Here is an 18731-nt window from a genome sequence, read left to right as displayed (position 1 = left end):
CATTGCCGGCTCGGGATCTGCCCGACGCGCCGGGACCAGGCGCGCCTGGTCCCGGAAGGGCGGTCAGCGGTTGCGCTGGTAGTGGCGGCGGGCTTTCATCCGGTTGCCGCACGTGGCCATCGAGCACCAGCGGGCCTGGTTGGCGCGGCTGCGGTCGAGCAGGAACAGCCGGCACTCGTCGTTGGCGCACGGGCGCAACCGGCCGGGTAGCTGCTCCTCCGTGGCGGCCCAGTCGAGGATCACCTCGACGGCCAACCGTGTGTGCGGAGGAGTCTTGGTTGTCCACAAGAGACCGTCCGAAGTGAACTCGGGCACCTGGTGGACCCCTTCGAGCAGCGGGCTCAACGCGGCAGGCGAGCTGGTTCCCAGCACCACGTCCCGCAAGATGTCCCGCGCCTCGCGCAGCGACGCCAGCTCTTCGGGGCTGCCGTCGCCGCCGTGCTCCCGCGCCCAGCGCCGGCCCGCGACCGGGTCGCCGAGCGCGTCCTGCTCCGCACCGTCGACCAGCGGCCTGCTGTTGAGCAGGTCCAGCAGCGCAGTCATCCGGACTCCTTCTCTAACCAGTTCGACCCGCTTGACAGGTTACCTCGTTCGTGCTTGCCTGGGAACCTAACCGGAACAAGTCCCCGAAGGAGTTAGACATGCACCCGGTACACCACCGGACCGCCGTCGTCGACGGGCACGAGCTCTTCTACCGCGAAGCCGGTCCCGCCGACGCCCCCACCATCGTCCTGCTGCACGGCTATCCGACCAGCTCGTTCATGTTCCGCGAACTCATCCCGCTGCTCGCCGGGGACTACCACGTCATCGCGCCGGACCACCTCGGTTTCGGCCACTCCGCCGCCCCCCTCGTGTCGGAGTTCACCTACACCTTCGACGCCCTCGCCGAACTCACCTCCGGGCTGCTCGACCACCTGGGGCTGAGCCGCTACGCCATCTACGTCCAGGACTACGGCGCTCCCATCGGCTGGCGGCTCGCGCTCAAGCACCCCGAACGGATCTCCGCGATCGTCACCCAAAACGGCAACGGCTACGAGGACGGTTTCGTCGAGTCGTTCTGGACCGACGTCTGGGCCTACGGGGCGGCTCCCGGCCCGGACACCGAGCCCGCCGTCCGCACCGCGTTGAGCCGCGATGCCATCCGGTGGCAGTACCTGCACGGCGTTCCCGACCCGAGCGTGGTCAGCCCGGACACCTGGGAACACGACTTCGCCCTCGTCTCCCGCGAAGGCAACGACGAGGTCCAGCTGGCGCTGTTCCGCGACTACCCGAACAACCGCCCGCTCTACCCGCTGCTGCACGAGTTCCTGCGCGCCGGCGAGGTTCCCGTCCTCGCCGTGTGGGGCCGCAACGACGAGATCTTCGGCCCGGCCGGCGCGCAGGCCTTCGCCCGTGACGCCGAGGACGCGGAGGTGCACCTGATCGACGGCGGCCACTTCCTGCTGGAGAGCCACCTGGAAGTCGTCGCGGGCTACCTGCGCGGCTTCCTCGGCCGCGTGCTGGACCGGCCGGGAGTCTCCTGACCGGCCTCCGACGGTGCTCCCGATCGTGGCGGCGAGCTGCCGCGATCGGGACGTCGTGCGGCTTTCCTTACTGTGCCTGAGGAACCGGAATTAGCAGCCGGGCGTACTGTTCGCGGTCCAGTTCGGTGATGAACGCGGGATGCCGGGTCGCGGTGCCCAGATCGCGCCAGATCCGCTGCGCCGGGTCCGAGTCGGCGAATCGGCCGGCACCCCCGACATCCAGCAGTTTGTCCGCCGCCTGGCGGATCTGCCGCGCGGCGAACCCGCAGTCCATCCGGGTGCGGGCGATGGCGAGGGGAGACAACCGGGCGCCCGTGCGGGTGGCCCGGTCGACGGCGTGGGCGGTGCGCGCGGCCTGCAGGATCGCGCTGTCGATGAGCATGGCGGCATCGGCGATGTTCGCCTGCACGGCGGGGGCGTCGATCGCCCGCCCGGGCGATCTCCCCGCGGAGACCAGCGGCCGGCCGGCGCTGAGTTTCGCCACGACGTGGTCGTAGATCCCCATGCCCATCCCCAGCACCGGTGCGGCCAGCGCGCCCATCAGGCCCTGCGGTTTCGGGACGCTCAGGGGCATCGAGGGCTCGGGGACGGCCCCTCTGGCCGGGAAGACGACCTGCTCCTCCGGGACGAAGACGTCAGCCGCGATGATCGTGTCGCTGCCCGTGCCGCGCATCCCGACCATGTTCCAGGTGTGTTCGACCGACAATCCGCTCGTCCGAACCAGGGCGAACCCGCTTTCCCGGGCGGACCCTTCGTCCTCGGTCACCACGCTGAGGATCGCCCAGGACGCGTTGTGGATGCCCGAAGCCCAGCCCCAGCGGCCGCTGAGCAGGTAACCACCATCGATCTTCCGTGCCGGCGCGACGCCGGCGGAGGAGCCGCACACGGTCGCGTCCGGATCCTCGTCCCAGACCCGGTGCCGTACCTCGTCCGGGAAGAGCCAGAGGGCGATCCCGGCGGTGTAGTACACCGTCAGCACCCAAGACGCCGACGCGCAGCCGCGCCCCACCTCCGCGGCAATGGCCGTCGCGGCGCACGCGCCGGCTTCGTGACCGCCGTACCTCCGCGGTGTGGCGAGGCGGAGCAGACCCTCTTTGCGCAGCGCCGCGATGTCGTCGTCGGGCAGCCTTCCCATGGCATCCGCGGCGTCCGCGTTGGCGCTCAAGACCGGCACCAGCGACGCCGCGGCCGACACGAGCGCCAGCTCTTCCGCGGGTAGGCCGGCGGTGAGCGCGTCCAGCCGATCGTGCACCGGGGGTGTGCTGCCGTTCGCCGTGGTGCTGGCGACCTGGCTCGGGTCCATCGGGGTCCCTCTCCGCTCCGAATCTGACACTGAGTAGCATTTGTGAAACTACAGTACCAGGTTTGGGGTGTAGTACCATCGGCCGGTGACCAGGCTGCCGGAGCGGGACGAGCGTCGTCCCGGCGCACGCGAACTCGCCCGGCGTGCCATGAGGGCGCAGGTGTCCGAGATGGCGCTCGATTTGTTCCTGGAGAACGGTTACGAGCAGACCACCATCGACGACATCTGCGCGGTCGCCAGAATCTCGCGCAGCACGTTCTTCCGGTATTTTCCGTCCAAAGAGGACGTCTTCGCGAGCGAGACCTCGGCCGCCGTCGACGAGATATTGGCGGCGTTGCGTCAGCGACCCGATGACGAAGCCCCGTGGTCCGCGCTGCGCCACGCGATGAGCCCGCTCGTCGAGTACTACGCGACCCAGACGGACCGCGCCCACCGGCTGGCCGCGCTCGCCGTGACGACCCCGGCCCTCGCGACGGTCCAGCAGGAAAAGCAGGCGAAGTTCCGGGCCCTGATAGCACCCGAGCTGGCACGACGGCTCGGGGTGGACCCGGCCAACCCGACCGATCCGCGGCCACGGGCGCTCATCGCGAGCGCCCTGGGCTGTTTGGAGGCCGCCGTCGCGGCGTGGATCGCGGGCAACGGAACGCAGCAATTGGGCCGGCTGCTCGACCGCGCGATGGACTCGATCAGCCTCTGAACTGCGTGCGCCGGGATGATCTTCGTTTGGGGGGATAGGTGAGTTCGATTGTCCGAAGAGGTTCCGGGGTACCGGGAAATCGGGCACGGGGAGTACGCCCTGCAGGGCCCCGACGGCTCCGAGTGGCGCGAGGTCACAGGCTGGCTCGAGCCGGGTGAAGTCCGTCAGCTTGTCGACGAGGGTGCGGTCCTGGTACTGCAGCTCTGTGAAAGCTGGGTCTGGGAGGCCGAGCTGGACAACGAGGTGCTGTCCCACGTCGTCACGGCGGTTCGTTCGCACCGGCTCGCTCGGGGAAAATACTCGGGAAACGTCATCTACGCACCCTCTCTGTGGCGCGACCAGGAGGGGCGAAAGTTGGTGCTGCTGGCGGAAGAAAACGCCAAGCGAAAGAACGTCATTCGCGAGCTTCGAGGCAACTACGAAGTTTTACGCGGCCTGTAGCGCGAGAAGGAGGGCGGCCATGGCAGAGGTCCGGCTCGATCCGATGACCCCCGAGGAATACGCGGAATACCACCGCGACGCGGTACTGGCCTACGCCGAGGCCCACGTTTCGGCGAAGAGCTTGCCGCCCGACGGGGCACGGCAGCGCGCGATCGCCGAGTATGCCGAACTCTTGCCCGAGGGCGCGGCCACACCGGGCCATCACCTCTACACCGCCCGCGACGGCGATTGAGCTTTCCCACGCAAAGCGGGGGTTTCCGCAGTAGCACGCTGGGACTCCCGCCCCGGCGCCTGACCGGAAGTGACATCACCTGTGGTTCCTGGGCGATGCCGCTCAGCTGGACCCGTCGGCGGGCGAACCGCGCGACCTATCCCTCCGAGCGCGGCCGACGAAGTCCGTCCAGCACAAGGGTGATGACGTCGTCGGCCTCGGCTCGCCAACGGGGGCGGTCGTAGGCCGCGCCAATACCGTGTAGCGCCATCATGACGGCACCCGCGTCCACGTCGTCGCGAACGGTGCCCGCCTTCACGGCCGCGGCCACCAGGTCGGTGACGGCCTGCTCCAGCGCCTGGCTGCCCTCGGCGAGGGCGCTCGAGTGATCGGCCCAGAGGGTGGCCAGCGTCCGGGCGAGGCCCTGGTGGGTGTCCATGTGGTCGACCATGCCGCGGAGGAAGGTCGCCAGCGCCTCCGCCGCGGGCCGCGTCGCCTGGAGGTGGCGGGCGCGGTCGCACAGCGTGGCGACTTCGCCGCGGTAGACCGCCTCGGCCAGCGCCTCCCGGGTGGGGAAGTGGCGGTACAGCGTGCCCGTGCCCACCCCGGCCAGGCTGGCGAAGTCGTCGAAGCGCAGGTCGAAGAACTCGCCGGCGGCGGCGACCTTCCGTGCGGTGGCGAGCAGGGCCTCGCGCTTGCGCTGGGCGTCGGCTCGCAGCGGCTTGTCGGCGGTCATGCGCTCCCTCGCGTTGACAAATGGAGATGACCTCCATATTTTGGAAAAGTGGAGATGACCTCCAGATCGAATCGTACCCCACGAGGTGCAGAGTGAAGATCCTGATGTTCGGCCGAGGCGTGATCGCCACCATCTACGGCTGGGCCCTGGAACGGGCCGGGCACGACGTCGAGTTCTACGTCCGGCCGGGCCGCGCGGCGACCTTTGGGGACTCGGTGGACCTCGACCTGCTCGACACGCGGCGCCGGGTGTGGGGGCAGCGCGTCGCCGAGAAGTGGCCGGTGCGCTACCGGGAGGCGCTGGAGCCGGACCACGACTTCGACCTGATCGTGCTGAGCGTGTCGCACCACCGCCTCGCGGAAGCGGCCGCTTTCCTGGCCCCGCGGGTCGGCCGGGCCACGGTGCTGGTCTTCGGGAACATCTGGGCCGAGCCGCCGGCGGCGATCGGCGCACTCCCCGTCGACCGGATCGCCTGGGGCTTTCCCCAGGCCGGCGGCGGTTTCGGTGCGGACGGCGTGCTCCATGTTGTACTGCTGCCGTCGGTCGTCTTCGGCACCCTCGGCCGGCCGCCGACCGAGCGGGAGCGGGCCGTGCGCCAGGTGTTCCGCGAGGCCGGCCTCCGGCTCAAGGAGCGTCCCGACTTCCGCGGCTGGCTGTGGGTCCATTTCGTGTCGGATGCCGGCCTGCACTCGCAGGGCCTGCGGCGGGGCTCGTTGTCCAAGCTGGTCGGGGCGAAGGGCGACTTGCGCGAGGCGCTGCTGGCCGGCCGCGAGTTGCTGCCGTTGCTCGAGGCGCGCGGCCTTGACCTGCGACGTCACCGCGGCGGTCTGCTGCTGTTCCGGGCGCCCGCCTGGCTGACGGCGCGCGTGTTCGCCTGGCTGACTGCTCATGTCGCGTTGGCGCGGATGTCTCTCCAGGCGCACTCCGACCCCGACGCCGAGGAACCGCGGGAGATCTGCCGGGACACCCTCGCGGAAGCACGACGGCTGGGCATCGCGGTGCCGCGGTTGGAAGCGGCGGAACCGTACTTCGCCCGTGAGGCGACCACCGCCGAGAAGCACGAGTTCCCCCTGGCCCGTACGTGCCCGTTCGCGCCGCCGCCCGCGTACGAAGAGATCCGGGAGCAGGAAGCGATCTCGCGGGTTCGCCTGCCCGACGGCGGGTGGGCGTGGGTGGTCAGCCGTCACGAAGACGTGCGGACCGTGCTGAACGACCGGCGGTTCAGCGCCGACCGGCAGCATCCGGACTTCCCGCAGCTGGTCAAGGGCGCGGCGGCGGCCCGGCGGCCGGACGACGAGCGCACCTTGATCGAGATGGACGCGCCCGAGCACGGGCCGGCGCGCAAGGCCGTCCTCGGCGAGTTCACGGTGCGGAGGTTGGACGCGCTGCGGCCGCGGATCCAGGAGATCGTCGACGGGCGGATCGACGCGCTGCTGGCCGGACCGCAGCCCGGTGACCTGGTGGAGTCGCTGTCGCTGCCGGTCCCGTCCTTGGTGATCTGCGAGATGCTGGGTGTGCCCTACGCCGACCACGGCTTCTTCCAGGAGCACACGGCGAAGATGTTCAAGCAGTCGACGCCGCCCGAGGAGCGGGGAGCGGCCATGGGGGCTATCCAGGGCTACCTGACCGACCTCATCGCGAAGAAGGAAGAGAACCCGCCGGACGACCTGCTCGGGCGGCAGATCGTCAAGCTGCGCGAAGAAGGCACCTACCGGCGGACAGCGCTGGCCGGCCTGGGTTTCCTGCTGCTCGTGGCCGGGCACGAGACGACGGCGAACATGATCTCGCTGTCGACCGTGGCGTTCCTGCGCAACCCGGAGCAGCTCGCGATGATCAAGGCCGACCCGGGCAAGACGCTCGACGCGGTCGAGGAGATGCTGCGGTACTTCACGATCATCGACGCGGCGGCGTCCCGGCTGTGCGTCGAGGACACCGAGGTCGGCGGGCAGCTGATCCGCGCCGGCGAAGGAGTCCTGGCGCTCGGTCATTCGGCCAACCGGGACCCGCGGGCGTTCGAGCACCCGGACGAGCTCGACATCGAGCGCGGCGCGCGCCACCACGTCGCGTTCGGGTTCGGGCCGCACCAGTGCCTGGGCCAGAACCTGGCTCGGATGGAGCTGCAGGTCGTGTTCGACACGCTGTTCCGCCGCATCCCCACGCTGGAACTGGCGGTGGACGTCGACGAGCTGCCGTTCAAGGACGACGCGAACATCTACGGTCTGTACCGGCTTCCGGTGACCTGGTAGCGAACTGCCGTCCCGCGTGCGGGCCGGAAGAAATGAAAGGCACGCCATTGCGCCGGCTTGCCTGGATGACAAAAGTCGCTCAATGTGCCATTCCTGAACTTTGTCGGTTTCCAACCCGTTTCGGAAATTGGTGCAGCCATTGTTCCGGGTGTAGTTGACGTCACTCCAACGGGTGATGGTGGAGATCATCCGCCGGGTTAGGCTGCCTGCAGCGGCCCCGGGACTTCCGGTCAGCTGAGCGGGAACGGCCTCGTCGAGGTCGCTGGGGGAAGGTTCAGGCCGTGTTCGGTGCGGGCAGACGCATGTCGATTTCACGAACCGCCGTTCGATTCGCCGTTTTGATTCTGAGTGTTCTTTCCCTGATCGGCGGCACCGTTTCGGTGGCCGCCGCCGCGCCGAAACCGCCGGCCGCGCCGAAGCCCGCCGCGCCGCCGCAACCCGCCGACTTCGGGCCCCAGGCGGCGAAGTCGGCCGATCTCGCCATCGACGGCTGGGGTGACGCCCAGGGCTACCACCTCGAGCTGGGCCGCGAGGCCGCCGGGTACGCCTGGCACGAGATCGCGCTGATCCATCCGGCCGGGTTCGACGACGCCTCCTGGACCGGCTACCAGTGCCTGTCCGGCGACGGGAAGTTCGCCGCGCTGGCGATCCTGCCCGCGTCGGCCGTGAACACCCAGGCCGCGCGCGACCACGGTGCCTTCGCCTACTCCGTCGACCTCGTCTCCGGGACGGTGCGCGCGCTCGCCGGTGGCGTCGGCCTGAAGTACTACTCGCCCGGGTGTGGCACCGGCGACGAAGCCGTGTTCACCGTCGCCGGGGGCCAGACCACCCGGCTGCTGAGCGCAAACCTCGGCACCGGCAAGATCGACAGCTCGGTCACCGCGCCGGGTCAGGTCACCTCCGCGGTGCCGGCCGCGGACGGCATCGTGGGCGTCGCGGGCAACCGGCTGGTTTCGGTGCCCGCCAAGGGAAATCCGGCCACCATCGCCACCGTCCCCGGTGACGCCTACGACCTGCGTCCCGCCGCCGACGGTGGCGTGAGCTTCCTGCACACCAAGGCCGGGACGAAGACGGCCACCGCGGTCCACGTGCAGGCGGGCCAGGTGACCACACTCGGCACCGGTGACCTGAGCCGCGTCCAGCTGTTCCAGGGCCGCGCCGGGCACGCCGTCCTCTCGGGCGCGAATTCCGCGGCCGCCGACGTCCTCGCGAAGGCGGGCGTCACCAGCGTCAAGGACGACGGCCTCGCGCGGGGCGCCACGGCGTCGTCGCTCGACGGTGATGCGTTGCTGGGCCCCGATGCCGACGGCCGGAAGTCCGCCCCGGCCATGCTGGCGACGAAGACCGGCAAGGTCCTGGCGCCGGAGGTCCCGGCCGGCACGGCGAAGGCCGCCACCGCCGTGCCGACGTACTCCGCCGTGCCGAAGGACGCCGCGCCCGCGCCGCGGGCCAGCCGCCTCAGCCCGCAGGGTGACGCCGCCCCCGCTGCCGCGAGGGCCGCGCCGAACACGGCCGAAGCGGCGCAGTCGCCGAAGTGCGCGGTGCCGCCGTTGCAGGCGAACCGGCAGGTCATGCAGCCCAGTCCGGCGCAGGTGAACTGGGCCGTGCAGATGGCGGAGCAGGGCTTGCTCACCGGCAGCGCGTACACGCGCCCGGCGAACTTCGCGAACATGGGCCTCGTCGGGTACGCCCCCAGCAGCGACTTCCCGCTGATCTCGCTGTCGCACCCCGCGGGCGGTTCGAGCACCGTGCCGCGATCGATCTACGAGGGCATCATGGCCCAGGAGTCGAACTGGTCGCAGGCGTCGTGGCACGCTCCGGCCGGCACCGCGGGCGACCCGCTGATCGCCAGCTACTACGGCGCGGGCGGCGACATCGTCTCGATCAACTACGCCGCTTCGGACTGCGGTTACGGCATCGGCCAGGTCACCGACGGCATGCACATCGGCGACCACTCGCTCTCCGAGCACGGGCAGTGGAAGGTCGCGGTCGACTACCAGGAGAACATCGCCGCGGGCCTGCAGATCCTGGAGAGCACCTGGAACCAGCTGTACTCCGCCGGGATCACCGCGAACAACGCCGACCCGCGCTACCTCGAGAACTGGTACTTCGCGGCCTGGGCGTACAACTCCGGCGTCCAGCCGAACGCCGCGAACGGCAACACCACCGGCTGCACGCCGGGCCCGGCGTGCACCGGCCCGCACGGCACCTGGGGCCTGGGCTGGACGAACAACCCGGCCAACCTCGACTACCCGCCCAACCGCGACCCGTACCTGCAGGACACCTACGCCGACGCCGCGCACCCCGCGAGCTGGCCGTACCAGGAGCGCGTGCTCGGCTGGACCGCGAGCCCGCTGATCCGCTACGGCAGCCAGGCCTACGCGAAGCCGACGTACAACGGCGGTCAGCGCTGGGTGCAGCCGGCGCCGTTCACCACGATGTGCACGGCCGACAACCACTGCGACCCGAACACCACGAACCCGGACAACCCCGGCGCCAGTCACTGCATGCTGGACGACTTCCAGTGCTGGTGGCACCAGCCGGTGACCTGGCTTCCCAGCTGCAGCACGACGTGCGCGACCAGCCCGTACGCCGTCTCGGGCGGCTCGGAACCCGGGAACCCGACCCAGAACCCGCCGACGTGCAGCCAGGACACGTCGAAGGTGCCGGGCGGTTCGATCATCGTCGACGACGAGCCGTCGCGGCTGAACCTGCAGGGCTGTGGCGCGGCGAACTGGTCGTCCAACGGCACGTTCACCTACACCTACGGCAAGAACTCCGCGGGTGACCCGATCGGCGCGATCGACACCCACCAGCTCGGCACCGGCCTCGGCGGCCGCGTCCTGTTCACCCACACCGAAGACGGCACGAACCCGTCGCTGATCAACACCGGGGTCTGGACGCCGAACCTGCCTTCCCTGCAGTACTACAAGGTCAAGCTGCACCTGCCCGGCCTCGGCGCGCAGGCGACCAACGTCGTCTACAACATCAACCCCGGTGGCGGCGTCTCGCCGTGGAAGATCCGCGTGAACCAGGCGTGGAACTCCGAGCAGTGGGTCACCATCGGCACGTTCGCCATGCAGAACGGCGGCAACGTCACCCTGAACAACAACGGCAGCTCGACCGGCCAGGGTGGCGAAGGCTATTCGGACTTCGACGTCGCCTTCGACGCCGTCGCGTTCGTCCCCATGGGCGGCACCCCCGGCCAGCCGATCGGGGGACCGCCGGGCATCCAGGACGCGCCGCGGGGCTCCAACCCGGCGTTCATCGCGTGCGGCTGCGCCCGCCGGACCGCGGGCGACCCGGTCGACACCTCGACGGGCTACTTCGGCCAGGACTTCACCGACCTGAGCACGCCCGGCCGGGGCGCGGCGCTGAAGTTCACCCGCAGCTACGCCGAAGGCATCGCCGATCCCGCCGGACCCAACAAAGCGCTGGCCGCGGACGGCCCGCTCGGCTGGGGCTGGACCTTCTCCTACAACCTCGCGGCGGTGACCGACGGCGCCACCGGGAACGTGACGGTCCGGCAGGAGGACGGTTCAGCGGTCACGTTCGTGAACAGCTCGGGCGCCTACGCCCCGGCCGCGCCCCGCTTCGACGCGAAACTGGTCAAGAGCGGATCGTCCTATGTGTACACCCGGCGCGGGCAGCAGATCTTCACCTTCGACGTCCCGAGTGGACACTTGACGGCGGAGACGGACCTGGCCGGCAGCAAGGCGTCGCCGCCCTACCGGACGACGCTGGCTTACGACGCCGCCGGCCACCTGTCGGCCGTCACCGACCCCGGCAACCGCACGTACACCCTGACCTGGACGGGTTCGCACATCACCGGTCTGGCCGACACGGCCGGCCGCCAGGTAAGCTACGGCTACGACGCCGACGGCAACTTGACCGATGTGTACGGCGTCGGTACCACCAGGACACCGTCGCCGAAGGATGACGACCACTACCGGTACGGCTACGCGGCCGGCCACCTGCTCACCTCCATGCGAACCCCGGCGAACTTCGGCGGCCCTGCCTCCGCGGTCACGTCGATGGGGTACGACAGCTCGGAACGCGTCAGCAGCCAGACCGATCCGGACGGCGCGACCACGACGTTCACCTACGGACCGGACGGTGGTTTCGCCGCCGGCCAGACCCTGGTGACCGACCCGGCCGGGCACAAGACGCTGGAGACCTACCAGAACGGGTTGCTGGTCTCGGAAACCAAGGGCTACGGCACCACCGACGCGGGCACCGCGGCCTACACCTACGACCCGGTCACCCTGGGCGTGTCGACCAAGACCGACGCCGACGGCAACACCGAGACCTTCAGCTACGACGACCACGGCAACCGGATTTCGGCCTCGAACGCGCTGGGCTTCACGACCAACTACGCCTACGACGACAGCGGCGACTTGCTGGAGACCATCGACGCCACCGGCGTGGCCACGGTCGACCAGTACGACCAGCAAGGGCAGATCCCGGCCGGTGCGGCCGGGGTGCTCGACCTGACCTCGACCACGGTCACCAGGGCGAACAACGTCGTCGAGTCCACCACCGGCAACTTCGGCCCGGCGCCGGTGCGGACGACTTCCTACTACTACGACGACCCCGCGCACCCGGGCGACCGGATCAGGACGGTGGACCCGAGGGGCAAGACGACCACCGACGCCTTCGACACGTTCGGCGACCGGACGACCAGCACCGACCCACTCGGGAACAAGACCCGCTACGGGTACGACACCGGTCGTGGCCTGACGACCTCCACCCAGGACCCGCTGGGGAAGACGACCGCCTACGACCACGACCCGTGGGGCAACGTCGTGAAGACGACGGATCCGCTCGGGCACACCGATTCCGCGGTCTACGACGCCGACGGGCAGAAGACCGCCGACACCGACGGGAACGGCCGCACGGTCACGACCTCCTACGATCCCGCCGGCCGGGCCGTCAAGATCACGCAGCCGGACGGGACCACCCAGCTGACCGGCTACAACCCGGACGGGACGACCGCCGAGACCGTCGACGGCAAGGGCGCGAAGACCACCTACGGCTATGACGGCCAGGGCCGGCAGAACTCCCGCACCGACGCCGACCAGCGGGTCACCACCGCTCAGCTGGACCCGGCGGGCCGCATCGTCACCAGCACCGACCCGGCCGGCCAGGTCACGACGTTCGGCCACGACGCCGCGGGCGAGACGACGTCGATCACCTATTCCGATACCTCGACGCCGAAGGCGGTTTACGCCTACGACCCCGTCGGCAGGCGGATCTCGCTGGTCGACGGGACGGGCACGTCGACCTGGACGTATGACACGTTCGGTGAGGTGGTCGCCCAGAAGCAGGGTTCGGGCGCGGTCGTCGGCTACGGGTACGACGAAAACGGCGACCGGACCTCGGTCACGTATCCCGGCCGGAGCACGCCGCTGACCCGGACCTTCGACGACGCGAGCCGGCTGGCCACGGTGACCGACTGGAACGGGAACAAGACCGCGTTCGGCTACAACGCCGACAGCCACCTCCTCACCACGTCCTACCCGAACGGCACCACGCTCACCAACACCTACGACGATTCGGGTTTCCTGTCCGGGACGTCGGCGGCCACCGGCACGGCCACGGTGCTGGCCGTCACCTACGGCCGGGACGCGCAGAACCAGCTGTCGTCGCAGACCGCCGGTGGTGTCGCCCAGAGCTACGGGTACACCCCGCGGGAACAGCTCGCCTCCACGACCTCCGGCGGTTCGGCGACGGCGTTCGGCTACGACGCGGCGAACAACCCGACCACCGTGGCGACCGCTACGCAGGCGTTCGACCCCGCCGGTCAACTGTGCTGGACCCTGCCCTCGGGCCCGGCACCGGGCGGCCAGGACTGCGCCACGGTGCCGAGCGGCGCGACGACCTACGCGTCCGACGCGCTGGGCCAGCGGACGAAGGCGACTCCGGCCGCCGGAACCGCTTCGACCTACGGCTACGACCAGGCCGGCCGGCTCACTTCGGCCACCGGCCCCGGAGGTTCCGCGAGTTACGTCTACGACGGCAGCGGGCAACGGGTCGCCAAGACCGCCGGCGGCGTCACGTCGGCCTTCGTGTGGGACATCAGCTCGCCGGCGAACGTGCTCTCCGACGGCGCCAACTCCTACGTCTACGGGCCGGACGGCCTGCCGATCGAGCAGATCGGCACCGGGGGCACCACCTGGTTCGTGCACGACCAGGTCGGTTCGACGCTGGCGCTGCTCGACGCTTCCGGTGCGGTCACCGGCGGCTACACCTACACGCCGTTCGGCCGGGCCACCCACACGGGCCCGGCGTCGACCCCGCTGCAGTTCACCGGGCAGTACACCGACGCGGAAACCGGGTTCGTGCACCTGCGGTCGCGCTACTACGACCCGGCCACCGCGTTGTTCCTCACGGTCGACCCGCTCTCGGACATCTCGGGCACGCCGTACGCCTACGCCAACGACAATCCGCTCAACTGGGTGGATCCCAACGGCCAGTGGAGCATCCTCGGCGCGATCGCGGGCGGCTTGCTGGCCGGGGCCGCCGTGATCGTCTCGGCGGTGGTCGAAGTCGGCACCGGCGGCGCGGCCACTCCCGCGGTCGTCGCCGGGGACGTGGCGTTGTGGGGCGTGGTGGGCTACCTCGTCGGCGGGGCGGGTTCCGACGTGGCCCACCAGGTCTCCGCCGCGATGAGCACCGGGCGCAACCCTTCGTGGGGCTACGTGCCCGCGCCCAAGTCGCTGCCCGGCTTCCCCAACGCCGTACCGGCCAAGGGCAAGACGCCGGTCCAGGGCGGTGGCGGGACCCGGAAGCGCTGGATCAACGACGACGGGTGCATCCTTGAATGGGACTCCCAGCACGGTGCGGTCGAGAAGTACTCGAAGAACGGAAGGAACCACCTCGGCGAGTTCGACCCCGACACCGGGGAGCAGACGAAGGACGGCGACCCGACCAGGCGAGTGGAGAAGTAGATGTGGGCGGTCACCGGTTACGGCCGGGATGAAAGCCAGGTGTTCGAGCAGGACCTCGCCGGGCTCGGCGAGGACGAGCTGACGCGTTTGCTCGGCGGCGATCCCGGCGAGTACCGGGGCGGTGACGTCGCCCTCTCCGCCGAGGGCCGGGAGCTGCTGGCGGACCGGCACGGAATCCGGTTCGAGCCGGACGTCGAGTACTTCCTCAGCTACTTCCGGGACTATCCCGGCCAGGTCGTGGGCCGGCCCGGCGACGACGGCGGGCAATGAGCCGTGAAGGATACTTCTGACTGTTCGCGCCGGCCCGCGCAGTGAAGTGGAGCTCGTGCGGCCGTCCGGGGCCGTCGCGCGAGCTCAGACCGCCACCGAGCGTTCGCGGAGCTGTGTTTCATCCGGACCGTCCGGGAGCCGTGCGATCAACCGTCCGAGCAGGGACCCGGGTTGCCCGGCCGTCACCGAAGCCGACGCTCCGGCGCTGCGAACCGGGCGCCGGCCCCGGGAAGCGCCACGATGCCCGCGCCGCGAATTTCGTCAGCGCGGGAAAGGGCGTGTTCGAAGAACGGTGTCTCGCCGGCGAAGTCGAGGTAGCTGGTTCCGGTCCGCAGAAACGCATCCAGCAGCACCGGCCCAACCAGCGTCGTCGGTCCCGGTCCCGTCCGGGCGATGTGCACGCGTCGGGCGTTGCGGTACCACCGCGGCCAGGCTTCCGCGTCGGTCAGGGCCTGCCAGACCCGCTCCGGCGAGGCCGTGACAATGCCTTCGTTGCGCGCATACACGGCCGCGTGTGCTGGGCTGTGCTCAGCGGGCCACGGAGGATCGGCCGCCACTGTTCAGAAGCCCATCGTGGTCGCGACGACTCGGTCCCAGACGCGTCCGGGCGTCAACGCCCGGGTGGTGATGAGCCCGGGCTCGATGATGGAGACCCGGATCCCGAACGGGGCCGCTTCGAACCGCAAGGCGTCGGACAACGCTTCGACGGCGTGCTTGGACGCGTGGTGGAACCCGCCAAAGGGGAAAGTCAGGCGACCTCCCATCGAAGAGATGTTGACGATGCGGCCTTGCCCGGCGGCGCGCATCGAGGGCAGCACCAGCTGGATCATGCGGGTCAACCCGAACACGTTCGTCTCGAACTGGTCGCGGACTTCGGTGGCCGCCGCGGCGCGCGCCCGGGCCAGCGACCGGGCCAGCAGCCTCGCCGCCACCAGCTCGAGCAGCTGATCCTTGTTCTTGACCCGCAGGTACAGCGCGGGCCGCGACATCTGTGCGGCCTCGGCGACATCCGCCATCGTGGTGCGGCGGAAGCCGAACTTCGCGAACGCGGTGAACGCCGCTGTCTCGATGGGATCGTCGAACTCGTCCTGCATGGTCTGGGCGGGTTCGGTGGAGCGGGCGTGGCGAGGTCAACGCTTCCGGCGACGGCCCGGGGTGCTGGTCCCGAAAATCACCTGGCACCCCTCTCGCCGGGTCCGAGGGCCTTCACCGCCGGCCGACAGGACCATCTCCAGGGCCAGCCGGCCCAGCCGCTCGGAGTCGATCCGGACGGTGGTCAACCGGGGTGACATGTCCCGAAGGCTCAAGGAGTCGCCGAAACCGGCGACGGCCACGTGGCGGGGCACGTCGAGTCCGTGCGATCGGGCGGCCGCGATGGCCCCGAGCGCCATGAAGTCGTTCACCGCGAACACGCAGTCCACGTCGCCGCGTTCCCGCAGCACCTGGGCCATGGCTTCGTAGCCGCCGTCGCGGTCGAACTCGCTGTTGACGATGTTCTCCTTGGCCAGCTCGATGCCGCAGCCCGCCAGGCCGGTCCGGAAGCCGGCGAGCCGATCCCGGGCGCTCAGCAGATCCCGCGGGCCGGCAAGAACGGCGAAGTCGCGGTAGCCCAGATCCGACAGTCCCGTCGCCAGCTCCCGGGCACCCTGCCGGTTCTCCACGACGATGGTGTCCACCGCCAGTTTGCGCTGGCTGACCGCGACGACCCGGCCACCCTGCGCTTCGAACCGGTCGATCTCGGCCTGCAGCAGGCCGGCTTCGGGCTGGTTCGTCGTGCGGCTCCCCGCGAGGATGATCGCCCGGTTGCGCTGGCGCCGGAAGCCCGCCACGTAATCGGCTTCCTTCCCGCTCCGCCTGCGCGTGCTGGCGATCGACACCATCAGGCCGTGTTCTTCGGCCGCCCGCATGACGCCCGACGCGAGCCCGGAAAAGTACGGATCGACGATGTCGGGCAAGATCAGGCCCACGACGTCGTCGTGGCCGCGCTTCATCGTGCGAGCGGCGACGTTCGGGACGTAGTCGAGCTCCCGGGCCGCGCGCAGCACACGTTCCCGCAGCTCGGCGCCGACCGTCCGGGTGCTCCCGTTGATCGCTCGCGACGCGGTCGCCAACGAAACCCCGGCCACCCGCGCCACGTCGAACAGTGTCGCGTTTCCCTCCACGGCCACCGACTCTACGGGTCGGAAGAGGGCTCACCCACGCTGCCCCCGCGGCCTGGGCCCCGGCGGGCGCGGCGTCGTGCTCCGGCTTCGCGACGGGTCACCGGCACGACGATGGGAATACGTTTTCCACACAGCGGGACTCTAACCCCTGGCGCGGCCGGTTTCAACACCGGCGACGACTTCCCACGGGACAGGACGCGGCCTGAGTGGTCGGATCGCACCACGGCGTCCGTGCACCCGGAGGACCTCGAACGAGCCCGCGTCACGTCCGCTACGCTCTGCGCCGTGCCGCGTGGAAAACCTATTCCACGAGGCGCCGCAACATATCTCTCTCTTCCGCTGCTTACGCCGGGTCCCGGTCAAGTCGCGCTCCGAAGCACCTCCGTCCGGAGGGTTGTCAGACCACCGTCCATTCGACACACTCGCGCCGCAGGGCAGCCGATGCCCGCTTCGGCAAGGCGCACCAAGACCAGTGCGGTACCGGCTGCCTTCGATGAAAGGACTTTCGTGAAACCCGCCATGCTCCTCAGGCTCGCGGCCGTCGTGGGCTTCACCGCGGCGTCCGCGGGCACCTTCCTCACGGGTGGCACCGCCAACGCGGCCACCACCACGTACTTCGTGAGCCCGGCCGGCTCCGACAGCAACCCCGGCACGTCGTCGGCGCGCCCGTTCAAGACGATCCAGAAAGCCGCCGACGCGACCGCTCCGGGCGACGTCGTGCAGCTGATGAGCGGCACCTACCAGGAGACCGCGACCGGCCGGGACGTCGTGAACATCACCCGCTCCGGCGCGCCGGGCGCCCCCATCACCTACGAAGCGTTCCCGGGTGCCAAGCCCGTGATCCACCCGGTCACCGGCTGGAACGGCATCAGGATCACCGGAGCCTCCCACATCAGGATCAGCGGGCTCGAAGTCGCGGGCAACGCCCTCGCGCTCGACCTGGCGGAGGCCCGGAGCCAGGCCGGCCGGCGGACGCCCGTGTTCAACACCAACTGCATCGGCGCCTACAAAGACGAGAAGACCGGCCAGCCGGCGCACGACCTCGACATCAGCGGCAACGACGTCCACCACTGCCCCGGCGGCGGGATCTCGGCCATCGACGCGGACCGCGTGACGATCAACGGGAATCGGGTCCACTCGACGTCCTGGTACACCGAGTACGCCACGAGCGGCATCTCCATCCTGCGCGCCACCGACGTCGGCACCGGCGACCCGGCGCAGTACAAGATCCGGATCACCGGCAACACGGTCTACGACAACGAGACCAAGGTCATCTGGACCCGGATCGGCAAGTACTCCGACGGCAACGGCATCATCATCGACACCCTCAAGGACAAGGAGGGCATGGGCGCCGACTACCAGGGCCGGGTCCTGGTCTCCGGCAACGTGTCGTTCGACAACGGTGGTTCGGGCATCCACTCGTTCAAGTCGCAGCACGTCGACATCGCGAACAACACCGCCTACCACAACGGCCGCAGCCCCAACATGGACCCGTACGCCAACATCTTCGCCGCGTACAGCGCCGACGTGCGGATCTTCAACAACATCGTGGTGGCGAGCCCGGGCAAACCCGTCAACTCGAACGGCAAGAACACCGACGTCAGCTACGACTACAACATCTACTTCGGCGGTAACGCCCCGGTGGCCACCGGGGCGCACGACCTCGTCGCGGACCCGAAGCTGAGCCGGCCCGGCACCGACTCCGCGACCGCGAACTTCGGCCTGGTCAAGGGATCGCCGGCGATCGACTCGGGCTCCACGTCGCAGCTGGCCGCCATCGAAGCCGCGGGGCGGCGGCACGCCGGCCCGGCGCCGGACCGCGGTGCTCAGGAGTTCGCACCGGCCGGAACCACAGCCGCCGTCTCGACGCCGGCCGAAGCGGGCGGAGCAGCCGAAAAGCCCTCGCCGTCCGAAGCGGCCACGTCGGCGGCTGGTGCTCCGGCCGAGCCCGCCGAAGTGGCCGCGGCCGGCAACGCGGGCCCGGCCGGCCTTCCCCGCACCGGGATCGACACCCTTCCGCTCCTCGCCGGCGGCACCGCTCTCTTGGCCGCGGGCGTCGTGACCGTGGTCCTGGTCCGCCGCCGGCGCACCGGAACCAGCTGATCCGGAGCGGTACCCGCTTGCCGGCCCCGCCCCCCGCCGGGGCCGGCAAGCCCTTCCGGACTCCGGTCCGGCACGACCTGGCTTGGAGC

Annotated in this window: 14 protein-coding genes and 1 pseudogene; 9 read left to right on the top strand and 6 right to left on the bottom strand. The window is 70.2% G+C overall.

What is annotated here, in order from left to right:
* Positions 1 to 63 precede the first annotated feature (63 nt).
* On the bottom strand, positions 64 to 543 hold the full coding sequence (locus tag C2L58_RS25025; RefSeq protein WP_103340043.1) for a CGNR zinc finger domain-containing protein: 480 nt from the start codon (positions 541 to 543) through the stop codon (positions 64 to 66).
* 98 nt (positions 544 to 641) lie between these two features.
* Between C2L58_RS25025 and C2L58_RS25020 the strand changes: the two genes are divergently transcribed.
* Positions 642 to 1523, top strand: coding sequence for an alpha/beta fold hydrolase (locus tag C2L58_RS25020; protein ID WP_103340042.1), 882 nt, complete (start codon positions 642 to 644; stop codon positions 1521 to 1523).
* A gap of 67 nt (positions 1524 to 1590) precedes the next feature.
* On the opposite strand, the gene C2L58_RS25015 is transcribed toward C2L58_RS25020, so the two are convergent.
* Positions 1591 to 2826: an acyl-CoA dehydrogenase family protein gene (locus tag C2L58_RS25015; RefSeq protein ID WP_103340041.1), complete on the bottom strand. Its 1236-nt coding sequence runs from the start codon at positions 2824 to 2826 to the stop codon at positions 1591 to 1593.
* 85 nt (positions 2827 to 2911) lie between these two features.
* On the opposite strand from C2L58_RS25015, the gene C2L58_RS25010 reads away from it, so the two are divergent.
* Genes C2L58_RS25010 through C2L58_RS25000 form a run of 3 tightly spaced genes read left to right on the top strand, consistent with a single transcriptional unit; the run spans position 2912 to position 4196 of the window.
* Positions 2912 to 3523, top strand: coding sequence for a TetR family transcriptional regulator (locus tag C2L58_RS25010; protein WP_233225913.1), 612 nt, complete (start codon positions 2912 to 2914; stop codon positions 3521 to 3523).
* A 48-nt stretch (positions 3524 to 3571) separates the two neighbouring features.
* The gene (locus C2L58_RS25005) at positions 3572 to 3964 is read left to right on the top strand and encodes a hypothetical protein (RefSeq protein WP_103340039.1); all 393 of its coding nucleotides are present in this window, start codon (positions 3572 to 3574) and stop codon (positions 3962 to 3964) included.
* 19 nt (positions 3965 to 3983) lie between these two features.
* Entirely contained in the window at positions 3984 to 4196 is a 213-nt protein-coding gene (locus C2L58_RS25000; protein WP_103340038.1) for a hypothetical protein, read from the top strand.
* Positions 4197 to 4332: 136 nt separating this feature from the next.
* Here the strand turns inward: C2L58_RS25000 and C2L58_RS24995 are convergent, their stop codons facing one another.
* Positions 4333 to 4911, bottom strand: a complete 579-nt coding sequence (locus tag C2L58_RS24995; protein ID WP_103340037.1) for a TetR/AcrR family transcriptional regulator — start codon at positions 4909 to 4911, stop codon at positions 4333 to 4335.
* A gap of 92 nt (positions 4912 to 5003) precedes the next feature.
* Between C2L58_RS24995 and C2L58_RS50655 the strand changes: the two are divergent.
* From C2L58_RS50655 to C2L58_RS49895, 4 genes and pseudogenes are all read left to right on the top strand, one after another.
* Positions 5004 to 5951: pseudogene (locus C2L58_RS50655) on the top strand (ketopantoate reductase family protein); the annotation flags it as partial.
* Between the two features lie 30 nt (positions 5952 to 5981).
* Complete coding sequence (locus C2L58_RS49900; protein ID WP_233225920.1) at positions 5982 to 7157, top strand: cytochrome P450; 1176 nt, start codon at positions 5982 to 5984, stop codon at positions 7155 to 7157.
* A 338-nt stretch (positions 7158 to 7495) separates the two neighbouring features.
* Positions 7496 to 14107: a colicin E3/pyocin S6 family cytotoxin gene (locus C2L58_RS24985; RefSeq protein ID WP_199191422.1), complete on the top strand. Its 6612-nt coding sequence runs from the start codon at positions 7496 to 7498 to the stop codon at positions 14105 to 14107.
* Positions 14108 to 14377, top strand: a complete 270-nt coding sequence (locus C2L58_RS49895) for a hypothetical protein (RefSeq protein ID WP_199191421.1) — start codon at positions 14108 to 14110, stop codon at positions 14375 to 14377. It begins immediately after the preceding gene.
* A 182-nt stretch (positions 14378 to 14559) separates the two neighbouring features.
* Here the strand turns inward: C2L58_RS49895 and C2L58_RS24980 are convergent, their stop codons facing one another.
* From C2L58_RS24980 to C2L58_RS24970, 3 genes are read right to left on the bottom strand one after another with little or no spacing between them, the layout of a single operon-like run.
* Positions 14560 to 14883 (bottom strand): SRPBCC family protein, encoded by a 324-nt coding sequence (locus C2L58_RS24980; RefSeq protein WP_158264169.1) that lies wholly within the window; start codon positions 14881 to 14883, stop codon positions 14560 to 14562.
* 54 nt (positions 14884 to 14937) lie between these two features.
* Positions 14938 to 15471: an SDR family NAD(P)-dependent oxidoreductase gene (locus tag C2L58_RS24975; protein WP_103340034.1), complete on the bottom strand. Its 534-nt coding sequence runs from the start codon at positions 15469 to 15471 to the stop codon at positions 14938 to 14940.
* A 36-nt stretch (positions 15472 to 15507) separates the two neighbouring features.
* Positions 15508 to 16539: a LacI family DNA-binding transcriptional regulator gene (locus C2L58_RS24970; RefSeq protein WP_233225912.1), complete on the bottom strand. Its 1032-nt coding sequence runs from the start codon at positions 16537 to 16539 to the stop codon at positions 15508 to 15510.
* A 507-nt stretch (positions 16540 to 17046) separates the two neighbouring features.
* Here C2L58_RS24970 and C2L58_RS24965 point away from each other — a divergent pair.
* Positions 17047 to 18642 carry a right-handed parallel beta-helix repeat-containing protein gene (locus C2L58_RS24965; protein WP_158264168.1) on the top strand — a complete coding sequence of 532 codons (1596 nt, stop codon included), beginning with the start codon at positions 17047 to 17049 and terminating at the stop codon, positions 18640 to 18642.
* The last annotated feature ends 89 nt before the right edge of the window (positions 18643 to 18731 follow it).

Source organism: Amycolatopsis sp. CA-126428 (assembly GCF_002904335.1).
In the GTDB taxonomy this organism is placed as follows: Bacteria; Actinomycetota; Actinomycetes; order Mycobacteriales; family Pseudonocardiaceae; genus Amycolatopsis.
Note: the sequence above shows the minus strand (reverse complement) of the source record. Positions and strands in the feature narration are given on the sequence as shown.

Coding starts and splice junctions, on each gene's coding strand:
- C2L58_RS25000 (WP_103340038.1), top strand. CDS start 3,984: ATGGCAGAGGTCCGGCTCGATCCGATGACCCCCGAGGAATACGCGGAA.
- C2L58_RS25020 (WP_103340042.1), top strand. CDS start 642: ATGCACCCGGTACACCACCGGACCGCCGTCGTCGACGGGCACGAGCTC.
- C2L58_RS49895 (WP_199191421.1), top strand. CDS start 14,108: ATGTGGGCGGTCACCGGTTACGGCCGGGATGAAAGCCAGGTGTTCGAG.
- C2L58_RS24995 (WP_103340037.1), bottom strand. CDS start 4,911: ATGACCGCCGACAAGCCGCTGCGAGCCGACGCCCAGCGCAAGCGCGAG.
- C2L58_RS25015 (WP_103340041.1), bottom strand. CDS start 2,826: ATGGACCCGAGCCAGGTCGCCAGCACCACGGCGAACGGCAGCACACCC.
- C2L58_RS25025 (WP_103340043.1), bottom strand. CDS start 543: ATGACTGCGCTGCTGGACCTGCTCAACAGCAGGCCGCTGGTCGACGGT.
- C2L58_RS24975 (WP_103340034.1), bottom strand. CDS start 15,471: ATGCAGGACGAGTTCGACGATCCCATCGAGACAGCGGCGTTCACCGCG.